General features: G+C 63.1%; 12 protein-coding genes. 9 read left to right on the forward strand and 3 right to left on the reverse strand.

Going from position 1 to position 16,758, the window contains the following annotated elements; translation table 11 throughout:
* The first annotated feature begins 75 nt into the window (after window positions 1-75).
* The 4 genes from H6718_31745 (at window position 76) to H6718_31760 (ending at window position 5,030) form a co-directional block, all read left to right on the forward strand.
* A complete protein-coding gene (locus H6718_31745) occupies window positions 76-777 on the forward strand; it encodes a MotA/TolQ/ExbB proton channel family protein (GenBank protein MCB9590031.1) in 702 nt (233 codons plus the stop codon).
* Window positions 734-1,159: a biopolymer transporter ExbD gene (locus H6718_31750; GenBank protein ID MCB9590032.1), complete on the forward strand. Its 426-nt coding sequence runs from the start codon at window positions 734-736 to the stop codon at window positions 1,157-1,159. Before H6718_31745 ends, H6718_31750 begins: the two co-directional genes overlap by 44 nt.
* A gap of 42 nt (window positions 1,160-1,201) precedes the next feature.
* Window positions 1,202-1,633 carry a biopolymer transporter ExbD gene (locus H6718_31755; protein MCB9590033.1) on the forward strand — a complete coding sequence of 144 codons (432 nt, stop codon included), beginning with the start codon at window positions 1,202-1,204 and terminating at the stop codon, window positions 1,631-1,633.
* Window positions 1,634-1,994: 361 nt separating this feature from the next.
* Window positions 1,995-5,030, forward strand: coding sequence for a TonB-dependent receptor (locus H6718_31760; GenBank protein ID MCB9590034.1), 3,036 nt, complete (start codon window positions 1,995-1,997; stop codon window positions 5,028-5,030).
* Window positions 5,031-5,103: 73 nt separating this feature from the next.
* On the opposite strand, the gene H6718_31765 is transcribed toward H6718_31760, so the two are convergent.
* Window positions 5,104-5,655 (reverse strand): hypothetical protein, encoded by a 552-nt coding sequence (locus H6718_31765; GenBank protein MCB9590035.1) that lies wholly within the window; start codon window positions 5,653-5,655, stop codon window positions 5,104-5,106.
* 649 nt (window positions 5,656-6,304) lie between these two features.
* Here H6718_31765 and H6718_31770 point away from each other — a divergent pair.
* The 5 genes from H6718_31770 to H6718_31790 all read left to right on the forward strand — a co-directional run bounded on the left by H6718_31770 (window position 6,305) and on the right by H6718_31790 (window position 11,902).
* Complete coding sequence (locus tag H6718_31770) at window positions 6,305-7,795, forward strand: hypothetical protein (GenBank protein MCB9590036.1); 1,491 nt, start codon at window positions 6,305-6,307, stop codon at window positions 7,793-7,795.
* A gap of 192 nt (window positions 7,796-7,987) precedes the next feature.
* Window positions 7,988-8,236 carry a YggT family protein gene (locus tag H6718_31775; GenBank protein ID MCB9590037.1) on the forward strand — a complete coding sequence of 83 codons (249 nt, stop codon included), beginning with the start codon at window positions 7,988-7,990 and terminating at the stop codon, window positions 8,234-8,236.
* 178 nt (window positions 8,237-8,414) lie between these two features.
* Complete coding sequence (locus H6718_31780; protein ID MCB9590038.1) at window positions 8,415-9,626, forward strand: glycosyltransferase; 1,212 nt, start codon at window positions 8,415-8,417, stop codon at window positions 9,624-9,626.
* A 6-nt stretch (window positions 9,627-9,632) separates the two neighbouring features.
* A complete protein-coding gene (locus H6718_31785) occupies window positions 9,633-10,709 on the forward strand; it encodes a hypothetical protein (protein ID MCB9590039.1) in 1,077 nt (358 codons plus the stop codon).
* 968 nt (window positions 10,710-11,677) lie between these two features.
* Window positions 11,678-11,902: a hypothetical protein gene (locus H6718_31790; GenBank protein ID MCB9590040.1), complete on the forward strand. Its 225-nt coding sequence runs from the start codon at window positions 11,678-11,680 to the stop codon at window positions 11,900-11,902.
* A gap of 402 nt (window positions 11,903-12,304) precedes the next feature.
* Here H6718_31790 and H6718_31795 read toward each other — a convergent pair whose 3' ends face one another.
* Together H6718_31795 and H6718_31800 are read right to left on the reverse strand one after the other, a co-directional pair.
* A complete protein-coding gene (locus H6718_31795; protein MCB9590041.1) occupies window positions 12,305-14,011 on the reverse strand; it encodes a hypothetical protein in 1,707 nt (568 codons plus the stop codon).
* 371 nt (window positions 14,012-14,382) lie between these two features.
* The gene (locus H6718_31800; GenBank protein ID MCB9590042.1) at window positions 14,383-16,716 is read right to left on the reverse strand and encodes a DUF839 domain-containing protein; all 2,334 of its coding nucleotides are present in this window, start codon (window positions 16,714-16,716) and stop codon (window positions 14,383-14,385) included.
* Window positions 16,717-16,758 lie beyond the last annotated feature (42 nt).

A 16,758-nucleotide genomic window follows, 5' to 3' on the forward strand; every position in this document is an offset into this window, starting at 1 on the left:
CCACAAGCAAATACTAGTCCTTGCACTCGCAACGCGAACCCCAAGCGAACCGAGCTGCCCAAACGGAGCACTTCAATGACCCTCGACCCGATTGAAATCTGGCATCACATGAGTGGCCTGAACAAGGCCATCGCCGTCATCCTCCTCACGATGGGCGTGTCCACCATCGGCGTGGTGGTCGAGCGCATCCTGGCGTTCTCCAAGGCGAACAGCGAATCGCGCACCTTCGTACAGAAGGCGGCCGCACTGCTCGACGAGTGGCGCATCGAAGAGATCATCGCGCTGACGGAGAAGCACAAGGCGTCCACCCTGGCGCGCACCATCGGCGCGATGATGCAGCGCTATCAGCGCGGCCTCGAGCGAGCTGAGAAGGGCCTCACCCCGGTGGAGATGGCGCGCAACGAAGCAGAGCGCACCAAGGAGACCATCGGTGCGGAGCTACGCCGCGGCTTCACGGTGCTGAGCTCCGTCGCTTCCGTCGCGCCCTTCGTTGGTCTGCTCGGAACCGTCATCGGCATCATCATGAGCTTCAAGGCGATCGGCTCCGGTGGCGACGCGGGTATGGCCGCCGTCATGACCGGTATCTCCGAGGCGCTCTTCGAGACCGCGCTCGGCTTGATGATCGCCATCCCGGCAGTGCTCTTCTTCAACTACCTCACCGGCCGTGTGAACCAGATCGAACTCACCTTGGCTCGCTCTTCCAGCGAGCTACTCGACGAGATGGAGAATCGCTATGGGAATGAGCCTGGGCTCGTCGAAGCGCGGAAAGCAGCCTGAGCCGGACATCAACATCACGCCGCTCGTCGACGTGGTGTTGGTGCTGCTCATCATCTTCATGGTGGTGGCGCCTGCGTTGAACAACGACCTGGTCCGCCTGCCCGAGATCGAGCAAGCGGATCCAAAACCGAAAGACGACAACGCTGTCGAGATCACCCTCTCCGGAGATGGCACCACGGTACTCGAAGAGAAGAAGGTGGATAAGGAGACGCTGAAGCGTGAGCTGAAGCAGATCCACTCCACGACGGCGGACCGCCAGCTGCTGCTGAAGACCGACGTCAACGTGCCCTACGAGCGCGTGCGCACGACGCTTGGCCTGATCCAAGAGATCGGCTTCAAGGGCGTCAGCCTGAAGGTCGAAGAGAAGAAGAAGGACGGCTGAGGTCGGCCCACAGCTGGCTCGGCCCCACACCAAGACATCGCCATGGCATTCACCGCACCCTCTGGATCTTCCAAGCACGGCAACCCGCCTAACGTGAACATCACCCCGTTGGTCGACGTGGCGCTGGTGGTGTTGATCATTTTCATGGTCGTGGCCCCGATGTTGACCAAGACCTTCTGGCTAAACCTGCCGAAGAAGGACAAGGAAGACACGCCGCCACCTGCCAACCAGCCCGAGCCGCCGTTGGTGCTCACCCTCAATGCTCAAGGCGTGGTGAAGCTGAATCAGACCGTTGTCACCAAGGGCGAGCTGCCGACTCGGCTGCCACGCATGATGGCGTCGCGAAAGAGCAAGGTGCTCTACTTCGACGCCCACGACGGCGCGAGCTACGCCGAGGCCGTGGAGGTGATGGACCTCGCACGCCGCGGAGGCGCACGCTCAATCGCGATGCTCACGGACAAGGTCGCGGAGTAGTACAGAACGAAAGCTCGTTCCAGACGTATGCCGACTTGAATATCCCCCAGGAAATTCCACTTCGACACGCCGACCGAAGTGTTACAGGGCAGTAACGAGCTTGTAGCGCTTTCGACCGACTCCCCCCGGAGCCTCCCGAATCCTCTATCTTCCCGCCCGCGAACCGGCCATACGCCACCTCGCCTACACCCCGCGCCGCTGAGCGGCACAGACGACTCGAAACGCGCCGCGCTGGCGCGATGAACTAGCAGGCGTACCGGCGGAGGTACGTCGCGAACAACCCAGCACTACCGGACCCATCGCTTGGTGTCCGTACGACGCCGAGCTGCGTCCACTGGCGCGGCTCCTCGAAGAGGTTTCCATGAGGTCCCGCTTTCGCTTCCTCCCAGTCCTTGCCTTACTCGCGCCGCTAACGCTGAGTCAGCACGCCTTCGCTCAACCGGCAGACGATCCGGGGGACGAAGAAGGCGAGACGATCGTCCCGACGGATGAAGGCGACGAACCGCCTCCCGAGGACAAGAAGCCTGAAGACAAGAAGCCCGAGGACAAGAAGCCCGAGGACAAGCCCGCCGGAGGTGGTGACGACTCGGGCTATGACCTCGAGGAGTACAGCGACGAGGAGATGGGCGAGACCGATCTCTCGGAAAAGCCAGAGGCAGGAAAGGGCGCACTCACGGGCACCGTCCGCGACACCAAATACGAGGAGCCACTAGTCGAAGCCGAGGTGGAAGTCGTCGGCACGGACAAGAAGGTGTTCACTGACGTCAACGGGCAGTTCCGTCTGGATCTAAAGCCAGGCACGTACACCATCCGTATCGCCTACGACGCGCACTACACCCAGCGCCTGGACGGCATCATCATCACCGGCGGCAAGATCGCGAAGCTGGACATCAAGCTGCGTCCCGACGAGAAGGCAGTGGAGACGTTCGTCGTGGAGACCAAGGCGGATACGTCAGGCCTCGCCGGCTTGTCGCTCACGCGTCAGCGCTCAGCCGCGATGGGCGACAGCGTGGGTCGCGGTGAAATCTCGAAAACTCCAGACAAGGACGCAGCCCAAGCCGCCCAGCGCGTCGTCGGCGCGACCATCGTCGATGGGCGATTCGTGTACGTGCGCGGCCTCGGCGACCGCTACGCCAACGCCCAGCTCAACGGAGCGCCCCTTCCGAGCCCAGAGCCTGACCGTCAAGCGGTGCCCCTCGACTTGTTCCCGAGCCTGGTGCTCGAGAGCCTGACCATCGCGAAAACCTTCACGCCGGACAAGCCGGGCGACTTCGCCGGCGGTTCCGTGCGGATTAAAACTCGCGATCTGCCCGAGGAATTCCTGTTCAAGGCGACCCTCGGTGTGGGCTTCAACACCCAGGCCACCTTCCAGGACCGCTTGAGCTACCGAGGCAGCAACACGGACTGGCTCGGCTTCGACGGTGGCACGCGCCAGCTCCCGGATGTCCCCGACTACAAGCTCTCGCGCACCACGCGCAAACCCGACGGTGAGTTCCTCACCCAGGACGAGCTCACAGCGAACGGGCGCAAGATCAACTCCTTCATGAGCGCCCAGGAGAAGTTCACGCTACCAAGCCACAGCGCGTCCGTCGTGATCGGAAAGACCTGGAAGCTCGGGCAGGAGCAGAAGCTCGGTCTGGTCGGCTCCCTCAACTACTCGCGCTCCTGGGAGGTGGTCGAAGATCGAATCCGCCGCAAGTTCGACTTCAACGACACCGAACAGCGGCTCGATCTGCTCGCTGACCTGCGGGAGCAGAGTGGCAAAGAGAAGGTCCGCTGGGGCGCCTTCGGCACCCTGACCTATCAGCTGAGCCGCAACCACAAGATCACTCTGACCGGCCTTCGCAGTCAGAGCTCCGACGACACCGCGCGCGTGCTTCAAGGCTTCTACGAGACGCGTCAGGCGGTCTTGACCAGCACCCGCCTGCAGTTCATCAGCCGCGTCTTGAACTTCGGACAGCTCCAGGGTGAGCACACCTTCGAGGACGCGAACCGAGGCTTGCTCGAGTGGAACCTGTCCCTTGCGAAGGCTTTCCGCGAGGAACCGGATACCCGCGACACCGTCTACAAGGGTCAACCCGACGGCTCCGTGGTGTACATCGACGGCTCCGAGAGCGGCTCGCACTTCTACGCCGATCAGTCCGAGACCTCGATCGGCGCCGGCATCGACTACACCCAGCCACTGAGCGAAGATCAAGAATCCGCCAAGGTGAAGTTTGGCGGCCTCATCAGCACCCGCGATCGCGAGTTCGACTCTCGGCGCTTTGCTTTCCGGCGGCGCCCCGGGTCACCGGACGATGACTTCGTGTGCGAGAGCTGGCGCCTCGATTGCCCAGACAAGCTCTTCACTCAGGACAACATCGGCGACGTCATCCAGCTAGACGAGACCACCTTCGATAACGACGCCTACACCGCGGGCCTCGACGTCTACGCCGTGTACGTGATGAGCGACACGGCCCTGACTGACTGGCTTCGCGTCATCGTCGGCGAGCGCATCGAAGTCACCCGCCAAAACATCAGCTCCTTCGACCCGTTCTCACCCGACGACCGCGCCGTCTCGACGGACCTGAAGTCCACCGACATGTTGCCATCGTTGGGCTTGGTGTTCGACACCTCGAAGAAGACCAAGCTGCGCTTCTCCGCGACGCGCACTCTTGCGCGCCCCCAGCTGCGTGAGCTCGCGCCGTTCACCTTCAGCAACTACTTCGGCGGCTACTCCGAGGCCGGTAACCCGAACCTGACGCTGACCAAGATCACGAACCTCGACGCACGCTTCGAGTTTTACCCAACTCTCGAAGAGATCGTCGCCGCCAGCGTGTTCTACAAGTACTTCAAGGATCCCATCGAGCAGACCGTGCAGTCCGCTGGTGACGACGGCCTCTACACCTACCAGAACTCCGAGAGCGCGAAGATGGTTGGCTTCGAGGTCGAAGGCCGCAAGAGCCTCGGCTTCGTCTCGAAGTCACTCAGCGACTTCAGCGCCGTGGCCAACGCGACAATCGGCATTTCGACCGTCACACTCTCGGACGCCAACGACTTCAGCACGTCGCGGGAACGCCCGTTGTCGAATCAGCCGCCGTTCACCATCAACGCTGCGATCGACTACTCGAGCAAAGAAAACGGCGTCAAAGCCCGCCTGCTCTACAACGTCGTCGGTAAGCAAATCGTCGCGGTTGGCTTCGAGGGTCTGCCCGACGTCTATCAGCAGCCGCGTCATCAGCTGGACTTCGTCGTCGCCAAGGACTTCGGGGAGCACCTCGAACTCAAGTTCTCTGCCGCAAACCTCCTGAACTCGCCCTTCACGCGCACTCAAGGCAAGAGCGACGACGGCGACAACGTGATCGACGAGTACACCAAGGGCATGGACTTCTCGATCGGCGCCGGCTACACCTATTGATTCCTCAAGGAAACATCAGTTCCGAACATCAGAGCGGGGCGTCGGCATGGCTGCCCCGCTCTCCTCGTTTTGTCTACTTCACCCCGCGTCCGAGGGCGACGATCGTCGGCTTCTCCTCGCCTGCCGGCCAGTTCACGAAGAGCACCGCCTCGCCGTCCTTGCCGCGTTGGATGCGCAGCTTCATGGTCTTGCCCTTGCGTAGGCGCACCACGAAGTCAGCGACCTTACCCGGCTTCACCGACTGGAAGTAGTCGGCCATTTCGTTCCCGAAGTTCTCCATTCCGGTGAAGCCCTGCACATCCCCTTCGCAGTTCACCTTCAGCCACTCGCGCACGATGCGCATGAAGCACTTGTCAGGCTGGGAGTTGACCTCCTGCGTGTTGATGTTCGTCGCTGCTTTCCACTCCGCCACCGTCGGTGGCTTTGAGCGACCTTCCGGGATATCGGGGATGGGGCTCTCTTCCTTCTTCTCTTCCTCGGTTGCGGCCGGAGCGGCCGTTTCCGTGGGGGTAGGCGCTGGAGCGGCAGCGGTGGCAGCCGTGGCGGCCGGTTCTTCCTTCTTCTCTTCCTTGCAGGCCAGCAGGGCAAGCATCAGGGTCGAAAGCGCTAGGGTCGTGGTCTTCATGGGAGCTCCTCAGTAGACCGAGAAATATATCGAAGCTGCGAGCCTGCGTAAGGGGCGCTACTTAGGCAGCTGTTTTTGGCTGGAACGGAGGCCCCCTACACCGGTGCCTCTTGGTTTGAGTGGCCGTTGGTTTCAGCGGCCGTTCGTTTCAGCGTGGCTGGTTTTGGGGGTGAGGGTGCGCCCGGGAGCAGATGAACAGAACTCGTTGCGACTTGGGCTGTCGACCACGGCGTGAGGTCGAGCAGCGCCCCCGCCCTCATTGGGAGGCCGCGCGTGTGGTATCCCCGGGTCCGCAACGGTTAGGCAGGGCACTTGTCGTCACTCCATGCCTTAGTTTCCTTACGGATTTACAATCAGTGGTTCAAAGTGACTCGCCCAGGCTGCTTCAGGTGTAGCGGACGTGCAGCGTCTAGGGACGCGGTGCCGCCTCCCCCAAACCCAAAATCCACGACAAAAGGGCTGATGCTGACTCACATTTGCCGCGCTTTGGACGCCAGGCTGAGGCCGCTTCTCGAACGCCATTCCGCTACGTCACACGCGCGTTACCAAGTGAGCGTTTCTCTCGCACTGCCATGGAATCGTCACGCAGGCTTTATCTCGGGGTCACGACGCATAGGCACTCTCCGCGCACCCAAGGAGGACTTCTATCATGCGAATTTCCCATCTAGCCTTAGCGTCCGCGATCGCACTGCTTCCCATCGCAGTGACGGCGTGTGGCAGTGACGACGACACGCCCGGCAGCGGCGGCAGCGGTGCCCAAGGTGGCGCTGGCGGCAGCGGTAACGGCGGCAGCGGAGCCGACGGCGGCACGGCTGGCAACGGCGGCAGCGCTGGCAACGGTGCACAGGGCGGCACCGCAGGCAACGGCGGAACGGCCGGCACTGGCGGAACCAGCTGTGACCTGAGCGGCGCTGGCCTCGAGCACGCCGACGTGACGGCTCCCGCAGCGGGCCAGACCGTGACCCTGACCAGCGACAAGGTCTGGGACCTGAAGGGCAAGATCAACGTGGGCGACGGCTCCACGATCGTCATCGAGCCTTGCACGCGCATCGAAGGTGATGGCGCATCCCTCGGCACCCTGGTCATCCAGCAGGGTGGCAAGATCATGGCCGAAGGCACCGAGGCAGAGCCGATCCTCTTCACCAGCGCGCTTCCCGAGGGAAGCCGTGGCCCCGGTGACTGGGGTGGCGTCATCGTTCTGGGCAAGGCGCCCAACTTCAAGATCAGCGGCACCGACCTGCCCAGCATCGAGGGTCTGAACCCCGGTGAAGGTCTCTACGGCGGCACCGATCCCGACGACAACAGCGGCGTGATGACCTACATGCGCATCGAGTATTCCGGTGTGGAAATCGGTGACGGCAACGAGATCAACGGTCTGACCCTCGGCTCCGTCGGCCGCGGCACCACGATGCACCACATCATGATCAGCAACACCCTCGACGACTGCTTCGAGTGGTTCGGTGGCACCGTGAACGCGCATCACCTGGTATGCAACAACGCCGGCGACGACATGTTCGACATGGACCAGGGCTACCAAGGCTCGGTGCAGTTCCTCTTCGGCCGCCAGGTTGCGCCCATCAGCGACGACCCGAACGGCTGGGAGTGTGACAGCGACAAGGGTGGCGCGGTCCCCGTGTCTCAGGTCACCGCGTCGAACGTGACGCTGTGCGGCCTCGGCACCGACCCGGCGAACCCGCAGTACGGCGCCGTGTTCCGTGAGGGCCTCGAAGGCGACTACAGCAACATGATCTTCAAGGGCTTCGAGGCGAGCTTCGACGTCCGTGACGACGCTGGCACCACCACCGCGCCCAAGGTCAAGGTCACCAACACCACCGTCAAGGGTGTGACCGAAGACATCGCGTACGCCGAGTCGGGCGCGACGGACAACGACAACGGCTTCGATGAGCAGGCGTGGTTCACCGCTGGCACCGGCAACTCCGTTGCTGACCCCGGCATCGACTGCGGCAGCGCTGGCGTGGCTCCGAACCCGGTCCCGACCACGGCGATCACTGGCGGCACTCCCCTCACCACTGGTGCGGCAGGCACGGCCACTGGCTTCGACACCTCGGCGACCTACCAAGGTGGCTTCGACACCGCGAACTGGATGTCGGCCCCCTGGTGCGATTGGGCAGCCAACTGAGCACCCTTTGCGCGCCCGCCACGGCGCGCTGTTAATGACCCAAGCCCGAACAGGCGGCTCGATTTCGAGTCGCCTGTTCTTTTTTTGTGCTTTGAGGAAGGCCCTGCGGCGCTGGTTGGTTGCCCTCGAACAGAACCTTCGCCGGGCGCAACGGGTTGCACCCAGGCCAAACGTGGTTCTATTGCCTCACTCGTGATCTCTTTCGTTCTCCTCGCCCTCAACATCTACAGCTGGATCGTACTCGGCTCGGCACTGTTGTCGTGGTTCGGGCTCTCCGAAGACAACCCGCTCGTCAAGATCAGCAACACGCTAGTCGAGCCAGTGCTCGCCCCAATCCGCAAGATCCTACCGTCTCTCGGCGGATTGGACTTCAGTCCCATGGTGCTCTACCTGGGTATTCGACTCGTCATCCGCCTGTTGGCTGCCAAAGCGGGCGTCTGATCTCACACCCTCCGCCTTATTGCCACGCGGAACTAAAGACACCAAAGCCAACAAGACACCACGAAGACACTTGGGCGTTGCCTTGACGCCATTGCCCCCAAGTTCTCCGTAATGTTTCCGCACGTCAACTAGTCCGACATGGCCCACTCCTATCGTGTCAATCCCGAGGGAGTGAAGCATGCAGTCACTGGTGGCCGATGCAGGATTGCTCGCGGCGGCGAGCTCTTTCGGTTTGGTTCTGCTCACCCACGGTTGTGTCCGCCGGGTGCTACGAACTTCAGAACGCTCGGATAGCGCTCCGCAGGCGACTCCAGCGATTTCCGTGTTGAAACCGCTGAAGGGAGTCGACGAAGAGCTGCTCGACAACTTGCGGGCGCTCGCCCTTCAAGACTACCCGGCGTTCGAGCTGGTACTCGGGACGCGGGACGCCGACGATCCGGCGCTTCCGATCGCCCGGCAGCTAGTCCGGGAGTTCCCCGACGTCTCGATCCGCGTGGTCAGCGGCGCCCCCGACATTGGCTTGAACCCCAAGGTAAGCAACCTCGAGTGGCTGACACGACACGCCCGCCACGGGGTCCTGCTGGTCAGTGACGCTAACGTACGGCCAGGCCCAGGCTACCTGAGAGCCATGGCAGAGGAACTCAGCCGTCCAGATGTTGGCCTGGTGAGCAGCGTGTTGGTTGGCAGCGAACAGCGCTCCGTGGGTGCCCTGTTCGAGAACCTGCACCTCAACTCCTTCATCACGGCGACGGTTTGCGGCGCACATCTCTTGGCGAGTCACCCCTGTGTCGTAGGCAAATCCATGCTGCTGCGCCGGGAAGCGCTGAATGCCCTGGGTGGTTGGTGCGCTGTGAAGGACGTGCTGGCCGAGGACTACCTGCTCGGGCAGCGCTTCAAGCAAGCCGGCTACGACGTGGCCCTCTCAGGTTTTGTGCTGACAGCAGTGAACACCGAACGCGGCGTGAAGGACTTTGCCGCGCGGCACTTACGCTGGAACCAAATGCGGCGGCGCATCGCGCCGCGGATGTACGTGCTCGAGCCGTTGCTGAACCCTGTCGTGTGGTGCGCGTTGTTGCTCGCCTTTGGGGCGCTGGGCTTGGCTTCACGCTGGGCCGAGACGTCCACACTGATGCTCATTGGAGGCGCCGGCATGCTGTTGAAGGCCGCCCTCGACTCGCTGATCAGCGAGCGGCTCGGGGCCGGACTGCGACACCAACGTCAGGCCTTGTGGGTTCCCGCCAAGGATCTGCTCGTGTTTGCGCTGTGGATGATCGGAGCGTTCAAGCGCAGCGTCACCTGGAGAGGCAACGCGATGCGCATCTGCGATGGCTCCAGGCTGATTCCAAGTCACCCCAAGCAAGCCGGCAAGGCGCTTGCAGAGGTTGTGTAGCAAGAGATGAACACGCTACCTCGAACGCGGTTTTCCAGGCTGATGCAGCAGGCGCTGCTGCTGGTCGCGTGTCTGACGTGCACCCTCACCTGCGCACCCGTGGCGAATGTGCGAGCCGGTACCCCCGCGGAAACACCCGTGCGAATTGCACGGGAGATCCCCGAGCCAGCCGACCACGTGGTGCTTCTAACGACGGATGGCGTGCGTTGGCAGGACGTGTTCAGCAGCCGAGGCGCCGATGAACTTCCGACGCTCAATCGCTTGATGACCTCAGACGGCGCAGCGATTGGGGCACCCAATGGCCGCAGTGCAATCACTGCCAGCGGTCCTGCATTCCTTTCGCTGCCCGGCTACCGCGAGCTGCTGTCGGGGCATGCTTCTCAGGGCTGCCAGGCGAACGACTGCAAGGCTCCCACCGAAGCCGGTCTAGTCGAAGAGCTGTCAGGAGCAGACCCGGGAGACATCGCAGTCTTCTCTTCCTGGGGCACGGTTGGCGACGCGCTCACCCACGACGCGAACGCGGTGGTTAGCGCGGGAAAGAAGTACTTGCTCGGTGAGCCAGAGCTCGCGCGCGTCGGCTTGCTCGGCGCCTGGGAGGACGCCCAAACGGGTAAGTCGACCCCAGGCTGGGGTAGCTACCGCCCTGACGCGCGAACGTCGGCGCTCGCGATCGAATACTTGGAGCGTCGCGAACCTCGCTTCATGTTCTTGAGCCTGGGAGACACCGACGAGTACGCGCACCAAGGCAAGCGCGACGACTACTGGCGCGCGCTGAGGAACTTCGATGACACCGTGGCCGCCGTCGAACGCAAGCTGACGGAGTTTGCCGCCCGCGGCGATAGGACTCTACTCATCGTGACGACGGACCACGGCCGTGCGGACAACTTCACCGAACACGGCCCCAAATTCCCGGAGTCTTCCCGGGTTTGGCTAGTCGCCACTGGAAGTGTTGTGAAAGCACGTGGGCGTATCGAGTCGCCCTCGGTCCGTCATCTGCGAGACGTCGCCCCGACGGTCCTCCTGGCTACGGGCTACGCGCCCAATGCGAATCACGATGGCGAACCGCTGCTAGAACTCTTCTAGCCAGTTTCCGCAAGGTAATGTTTGCCGTTACCCAAGCGAGACAGCGCTGAGGACACAGCCTGCTACAACTAGCGCCGCAAACAGCCAGACCTCTTCGCGATGGATTCGCTCAAAAAGCGGCAACGCCCAGCTCGCGAGATCGCGCCCCGTGCGCCACGCGCGCGGACGACGCACGCGCTCAAGCGGGAAGCGGATGACGACGGCGCCAGCGTGTTGCATCGACTCAGTATGGTCCGGCGCCCAGCATGTGACAACTCCGTAACGATTCTCTGTCGTTTACGAAACGCAAACGCATTCCAGTGAGGGTTTCGCCGACGTCACGCAGCGCCGACGTCACGCAGCGCCGACGTCACGCAGCGCCGACGTCACGCAGCGCTGTCACCCCGCGCTCATGGGAGCGAACCAAGCTGGTCCACAGATGTTGCGGAAGTCACATCCGGCAGCCATGAAACCCATAGAAACTGCTGCATATGGCGCAGTTCTCTTCGCCGCAGCTTTCCTCGCCACAGTTCTCCTCGCCGCAGTTGACCTCTGGGTGGGCCGCGTTGGCGAGCCCCGCCGGGCGCTCTCACGCCGCGGTTCCGGTCATCTGGCTGCGCTGGATATGCGGAACTCTGCTGGTGTGTTTGCTGGGTTGGCTCGCCATCGCCAGCTGGGCAGCTGAAGGCGACGCAAGTTGCACGCCTTCGCAAGTCCACTAACGAAGCCGGAGTTGCTCAGCCCGCCGCACTCGCGCCGAACGGCCGTTTGCCCGCGTTTTTTGCACGTTTTTGGCGAGCGAATCCGAAGCGACGCCTGTTTGACACGTTGCGGCAATCCTGGCCTGGGATAACCGCTATGCCGCAGTGCGGCATGCGCTCCACCCAGAGTTTTGGGCGAACCGCCCGCTCACTCTGCCAAGCCCGCACGGCTCGGGGGGTGGCAGCGCGAAACCCGGCCTGACCGGCCAACAACCAGGAGATCGCGCGATGTCAGAAGAAACCACCACAGAGACCGTCATCGAGTCCGTCGAGTCCGAGACCCCAGCGGAAGCCAAGCCAAGCAAGGCCAGCGAGCTGCTGGGACTCGGAAAGTCGAAGCTGGGCGAAGCGCTTCACTGGATCGCCCAAACCCTGACCAAGGCGTCCGCTGGGTTGAGCGCTGCGGCAGCCAAAGTCGACGCCGTGGGCACCTCCCTAGCTGTCACCGAGTGAGCCGAACGACCAACCCGGCGCTCGTTTCCGCGCTGTATCGCCCTTCGTAGCGCCCCGCTGCGAAGGGCGTTGCGCGTGTAGTTACGTGTAGGACAACGCCGCGCTGGCCAGAATGGACATGCACGCGCGACGTGTTGCCAAGCGAGAACAATTGGCGCCCGGAAACCGGGCACAGAACACTTCAGAGACGCTGTGGGCCCATGGTGTCACCGCGATGATCCGACGACCCCATCGCGCAGCTCACGGTTTGCCTATTTTTTAGCGGGTTTCGCTTTTCTGCAGGTTCCGTGGCGAACTGACGAAACCGCGCAGAAATGTCCCGTTTGGCACGGTCCGTTGCAAAGCTGTAGCCCAGACCAGCCAACGAATATCCACAGGCAATCCCCTAACTGTGGAGAACTGTCAGCGGGACTGAGTTTCCGCGTCCCAGCTCAAACGGAGCTCCCCATCGTCGAAGACGCGGCCGGTCGTCCCCAGTTCGGTGGAGCCATTGACGATCTCCGAGTGGACGTTACGGACTCGACCGAGCAGCGCGTCACGCCCCAAATCGAAGCGTTGGCTCCGTACCAGGGCGCGATAGGCCTGGTTGAGCTGGAGCGCGCGCGCGCGGCTGGGCAAGACGAGAGCGGTGATATCAGCGCGCTTGCTGTCCACTTCGGTCGCTGCAAGGTGCCCAGAAGGAAACAGCCGCTGAAGCACCTCGGCGTTGGCGCGGAACTCATCGCCACCACCAACTCGCTCCAAGTAAGTGGCGATTTCGCCCTTCGAGTGCCCGAGCTGCGGCGCGTCGGGGATACCGCGCAGGTCCTGAACGGCCCAACCGCCCGCGCCAGGTAGTTTCCGCACGAAAGCGAACGTCTGATCAACCGTTACTCCCAGCCCCGAGTGGCAGCCCATGCAATATCGGTGTTCTTCGTCGGACTGCAGTCGCAGCCGCCCTTCAGCGTCTTCGATGAAGCCCTGTAGCTGCCACCCAAACTCATTCTTGAGACCAACCAGCGCATCTCCTGGGAATACGGGGAGCGCGCCACGGTCGCGCTTGTCGTGCTCCTCCTCGTAGGCACGCATCACGGCCCATGCATCGAGTTCGCGAGTTTTCTTCATGTAGCGGAGTTCCTTCATCCGACGCGCCATGAAGCTCGGTGCATCCGGATCGAGGTAACGCACGCTGTGCAGGAACTCAGTGCCCCGAGGAAATAGTCCTCGCCGCAGCTTGATGGCCTTTGCGGCCCCGAAAAACGTCGTCGGTAACGCGTGGAGCTTCTTAGCTTCGCCTGCGATGCGCCCGTCGCCATTCAAGTCGTAGCCAACCACCGTCTCCGACAACGGTTCAATGGGGTGGTCGAGCGCAGCGCTCTCTAGAGCGGGGTCGCTCGCCAAGCTAGCTTCAAGCAGGCTCAGGTTGGCGCGGTAGGTCTCCGCGGAAGCCTCCCCCTTGTCATCCTCCCGAAACTGCTTCGGCAAGCGAACGAATACATCGTCCGTGCTGCCGTTCATGGGCCAGAACGTCGCAGGAAAGGGCTTGTACCGCAGGCTGCGCCAACCAGAACCATCACGAGCGAAACCAAGCTCGTCGAACCCCGCATCGAAATCGAGATCTGGCTTGTATCCAGGGAAGTCGCTGCGCGAGCGAAGCGCCTCACGTAGCGCCGCGTAGTTGTCCTGTCGCACGTAGCCGAGCAGCGCCGCCTCCGTTTCTTGGCCAGGGGCGACGGCAGGCTCGAACAGATTGCTCCAGTGATTCTTCAACGCGAAGTCACTGAAAGCGTACGCACGCTGCAGGTGCGCGTCGGACATCGCGTTCATGCCGTGACTTTGGGTGTGACAGGTCCAGCACGGATTGCTCACCCCGTCGGTCTTCGTGTAGCACTGCGGCGGAACCGAAGCCTCGAGGTTTTCCACCTTACCAACTCGCGCCTTGGCAAAGGCCAGGGGGTCGTAGGCGGCCGCCCGCGGCTGCTGTTTCTCTCGCTCAGTCGCGCAACCGAAGAGCAGCGCGAATAGCAGGAGCAACCAGGTCCAGACGAGATTTAGATCCCGGAGGATACAGCCTTGTTGATGGTGGCGCAGCTGCATGGCGACGGCGACATTGCCGCACATCGCGAACATCCAGGTGACATCTGAGACACAGCTACGCGCTCAGATCGCACCTCACCCCCGAGACTGTTGCTTGTTCTCGCGCCTCCCGGGCGCGAAATTCTCATCGCCAATGCCGTGAGACGAGTCGTCTCCAGCATGCTCGACCTCCCTGCCCATTGCGTTTGTCTTCTTTTGGGGGGAGGGAGACCCAAAAGAAAACGAGCAGCGACATCAAGTCGCTGCTCGCTGCTGGCTGCGCTGCCAGCTGCCCAGCTCGCTCCGGGTGTGTCAGGTCGCGTGGACGACGCCGCACACTTCTAGTCACGGGCGCCTGGACGCGGACGGCCGACACGCGGGACGGGAGTAGAGTTCGCCCCGCGTCAAGCCGCCTGTACTCGTGCTCAGTTAGGCCAGCGCGAGAAGACTTCCTCGCCGGGGTGCTGCACATTGAAGAATAGTGTGCTCATTCCCGAAGAGAAGGCCGGTCCCGTGGCTTCCGCATCGCTCGGCGTCGCTACCACGCGGAAAGCAAGTCCGTAGGTAGGCGTGGCCGTCGAGGCGTGAGCCGGGTTCAGGTCGAGGTAGTAGAGCGCGTCGGCGTGGTCGTTCGTACCCCAGTTGCCATCGGTGCCGAACCACACGCCGCCATCGTGGTCGATCACGATGTTGTCGGGGTTGGCGGCGTCGAACACGCCTACACCCTCGCTGCCGTGCCACACGTCGAAGTACTCGAAGGTGGTGGAGCTACCGGGGTTCGCCGCGTTGGCCTCCCGTAGCGCAAACACCGCGCCCACCGGATCAGGTCGGGTCGGGGAGTTGGCGTCGTGAGTCGCCGGGTCGTAGAGCACGCCGTCTTGGTCGTTCGCAACCTTGCGGCCGTTCTTGGTGAACGCGATGTAGAGCAGCGGGCTGCCGCTGGGGTCGCGGGGGTTCCACTCGAGGTCCTCCGGGCGGTTCAGCTCCATCACGCCGACCTTGGTGGCCGCGGTGAAGAGCGCCGAGCGGACGGTGTTGTCATCCGGGAAGCCGCCCAGCGAGTTCCAGGTGTTGCTCGTCAGCGCGTCTCCGACGGTGGTGTTGGCGCCGAGCTTCCCGGCGTTGGGGGCCACGTCGGAGCTGGTGGTGCTCATCTCGATCCAGCGGCCCTGACCAGGAGCGCTGGAGGTGGGCTTGGCGCCGCCAGTCAGCACCAGACCGTCAGCGTTGTCCAGCCCGGCGAAATGCGCGACGTACACCTTTCCAGAGCCCAGCAAGTCGCGGATCTGCGCCTTCGTCATCCCCGAGGTGTAGTTCCCCGTGGTAACGAACTTGTAGATGCGACCGCTGCGACGGTCGTTGCCGCCGTAGATGACGACAGGCTGGTTGGGGATCAACTGCCAGTCGTTGTCGACCACGAAGGTGGCGTTCTCCCAGCGCGCACGCCCCATCGCGCCGAGCTTCTGATGGCCGACGCCGGCGGTGGTCTTGCCGTAGTACTCGTCCGCAGGGGCACCGGGATCCATCTCGACCATGAAACCGTAGTTGTCCCGTGCATGGGTGGTGTTGGCGTCGGAGTGAGCCCCGAACAGCGCGCCGCTCGACGGCATGTGGTCGAAGCTGACCGCCGCGCCAGCGTCGCACCCAGCGCCCGCGACGAGCTTCTGGTTGCTGGTCCAGCAGCCTTCGAGGTCGCCGTAGTAGTCCTGAACGTTCTCCTCGGCGGTGATCACGGTTCCCCAGGGAGTTACTCCGCCGGAGCAGTCACCCATGATGCCAGACACCACGCCGCTCGGCAGCGCGTTGCCCGCGTCGTCGTGATCCGCGCTGGCCGGGGTGTAACCGGTGATTTTCACCAGCGTGTTGCTGGTGGCGTCGTAGCGCACGTTCTTCGCGTTGCGGTCGACGCTCCAGCTGCCGGTGCCCGGGTCCTTGATGACGCGCATCCAGGATCCACCCACCATGTGCTTGTTCATGGTGATCATCATGTCGACGTCCGCGGCGCTCCAGACCTCGGCCAGTGGATCGGTCTCGATCATGCCGGCCTTCTTGGTCCATGCCGCGAGCGTGAGCTGCTGACCGTCCGGTGCGCTGGTCGCGGTGGGCGCGTTGTTCGAGACGTACTCGTGGTTGACCCACATCCAGCCTGCCTCGTCGCTACCATTGAACTGAGGGGCGTTCCCACCGGCAGACCAACCGTCACCGAAGTAGGCGATGTAGTCCGGGTTGGCGCCAAACCGAGGGGCGTCGGCTGCGTCATCCCAGCTGAGCGGATCGAGCCAACTCATGACGACCTCGTGCCCGAGACCCTCGAGCGAGCGCACCGTGTCCGTCGACGCCGCGGCCAACGGGAACTGTCCTACTGGAAGCGCCTGATTCGTCGCGTACAGCTCCACCAGCGCACGCACGTACTCCGAGAGGTTTGTCGCGCCAGTTCCGCGAGGATCTCGCAGCGTGATACCGACCATCGAAGGCTTCGGGCGATCGTTCAGATCGACGCCCAGCCCGCCGGGAGTTCCCGGATCTCCCGGGTCACCTTTATCGCCCGGGTCTCCCTTGGAGCCAGGGTCACCTTGGCTGCCAGGGTCGCCCTGGCTACCAGGGTCGCCCTGGCTACCGGGATCACCCTTGGAACCGTTGTCGCCATTGGTACCATCGCTGCCCGTGGCTCCGTTGGATCCATCGGAGCCACACGCGCCAACGCTCAGCGCACTCAAGGCGCCGAGCAAAATAATGCCGTATCGAAGTCGGAGTCTCATGTTTCGAACCCTTCCGTGGTGGCCGGGAACGTCTCGTAATCC

The sequence above is a fragment of the Polyangiaceae bacterium genome (assembly GCA_020633205.1).
Taxonomy (GTDB): domain Bacteria; phylum Myxococcota_A; class Polyangia; order Polyangiales; family Polyangiaceae; genus JAHBVY01.

Coding starts and splice junctions, on each gene's coding strand:
- H6718_31745 (MCB9590031.1), top strand. CDS start 76: ATGACCCTCGACCCGATTGAAATCTGGCATCACATGAGTGGCCTGAAC.
- H6718_31750 (MCB9590032.1), top strand. CDS start 734: ATGGGAATGAGCCTGGGCTCGTCGAAGCGCGGAAAGCAGCCTGAGCCG.
- H6718_31755 (MCB9590033.1), top strand. CDS start 1,202: ATGGCATTCACCGCACCCTCTGGATCTTCCAAGCACGGCAACCCGCCT.
- H6718_31760 (MCB9590034.1), top strand. CDS start 1,995: ATGAGGTCCCGCTTTCGCTTCCTCCCAGTCCTTGCCTTACTCGCGCCG.
- H6718_31765 (MCB9590035.1), bottom strand. CDS start 5,655: ATGAAGACCACGACCCTAGCGCTTTCGACCCTGATGCTTGCCCTGCTG.
- H6718_31770 (MCB9590036.1), top strand. CDS start 6,305: ATGCGAATTTCCCATCTAGCCTTAGCGTCCGCGATCGCACTGCTTCCC.
- H6718_31780 (MCB9590038.1), top strand. CDS start 8,415: ATGCAGTCACTGGTGGCCGATGCAGGATTGCTCGCGGCGGCGAGCTCT.
- H6718_31785 (MCB9590039.1), top strand. CDS start 9,633: ATGAACACGCTACCTCGAACGCGGTTTTCCAGGCTGATGCAGCAGGCG.
- H6718_31790 (MCB9590040.1), top strand. CDS start 11,678: ATGTCAGAAGAAACCACCACAGAGACCGTCATCGAGTCCGTCGAGTCC.
- H6718_31795 (MCB9590041.1), bottom strand. CDS start 14,011: ATGTTCGCGATGTGCGGCAATGTCGCCGTCGCCATGCAGCTGCGCCAC.
- H6718_31800 (MCB9590042.1), bottom strand. CDS start 16,716: ATGAGACTCCGACTTCGATACGGCATTATTTTGCTCGGCGCCTTGAGT.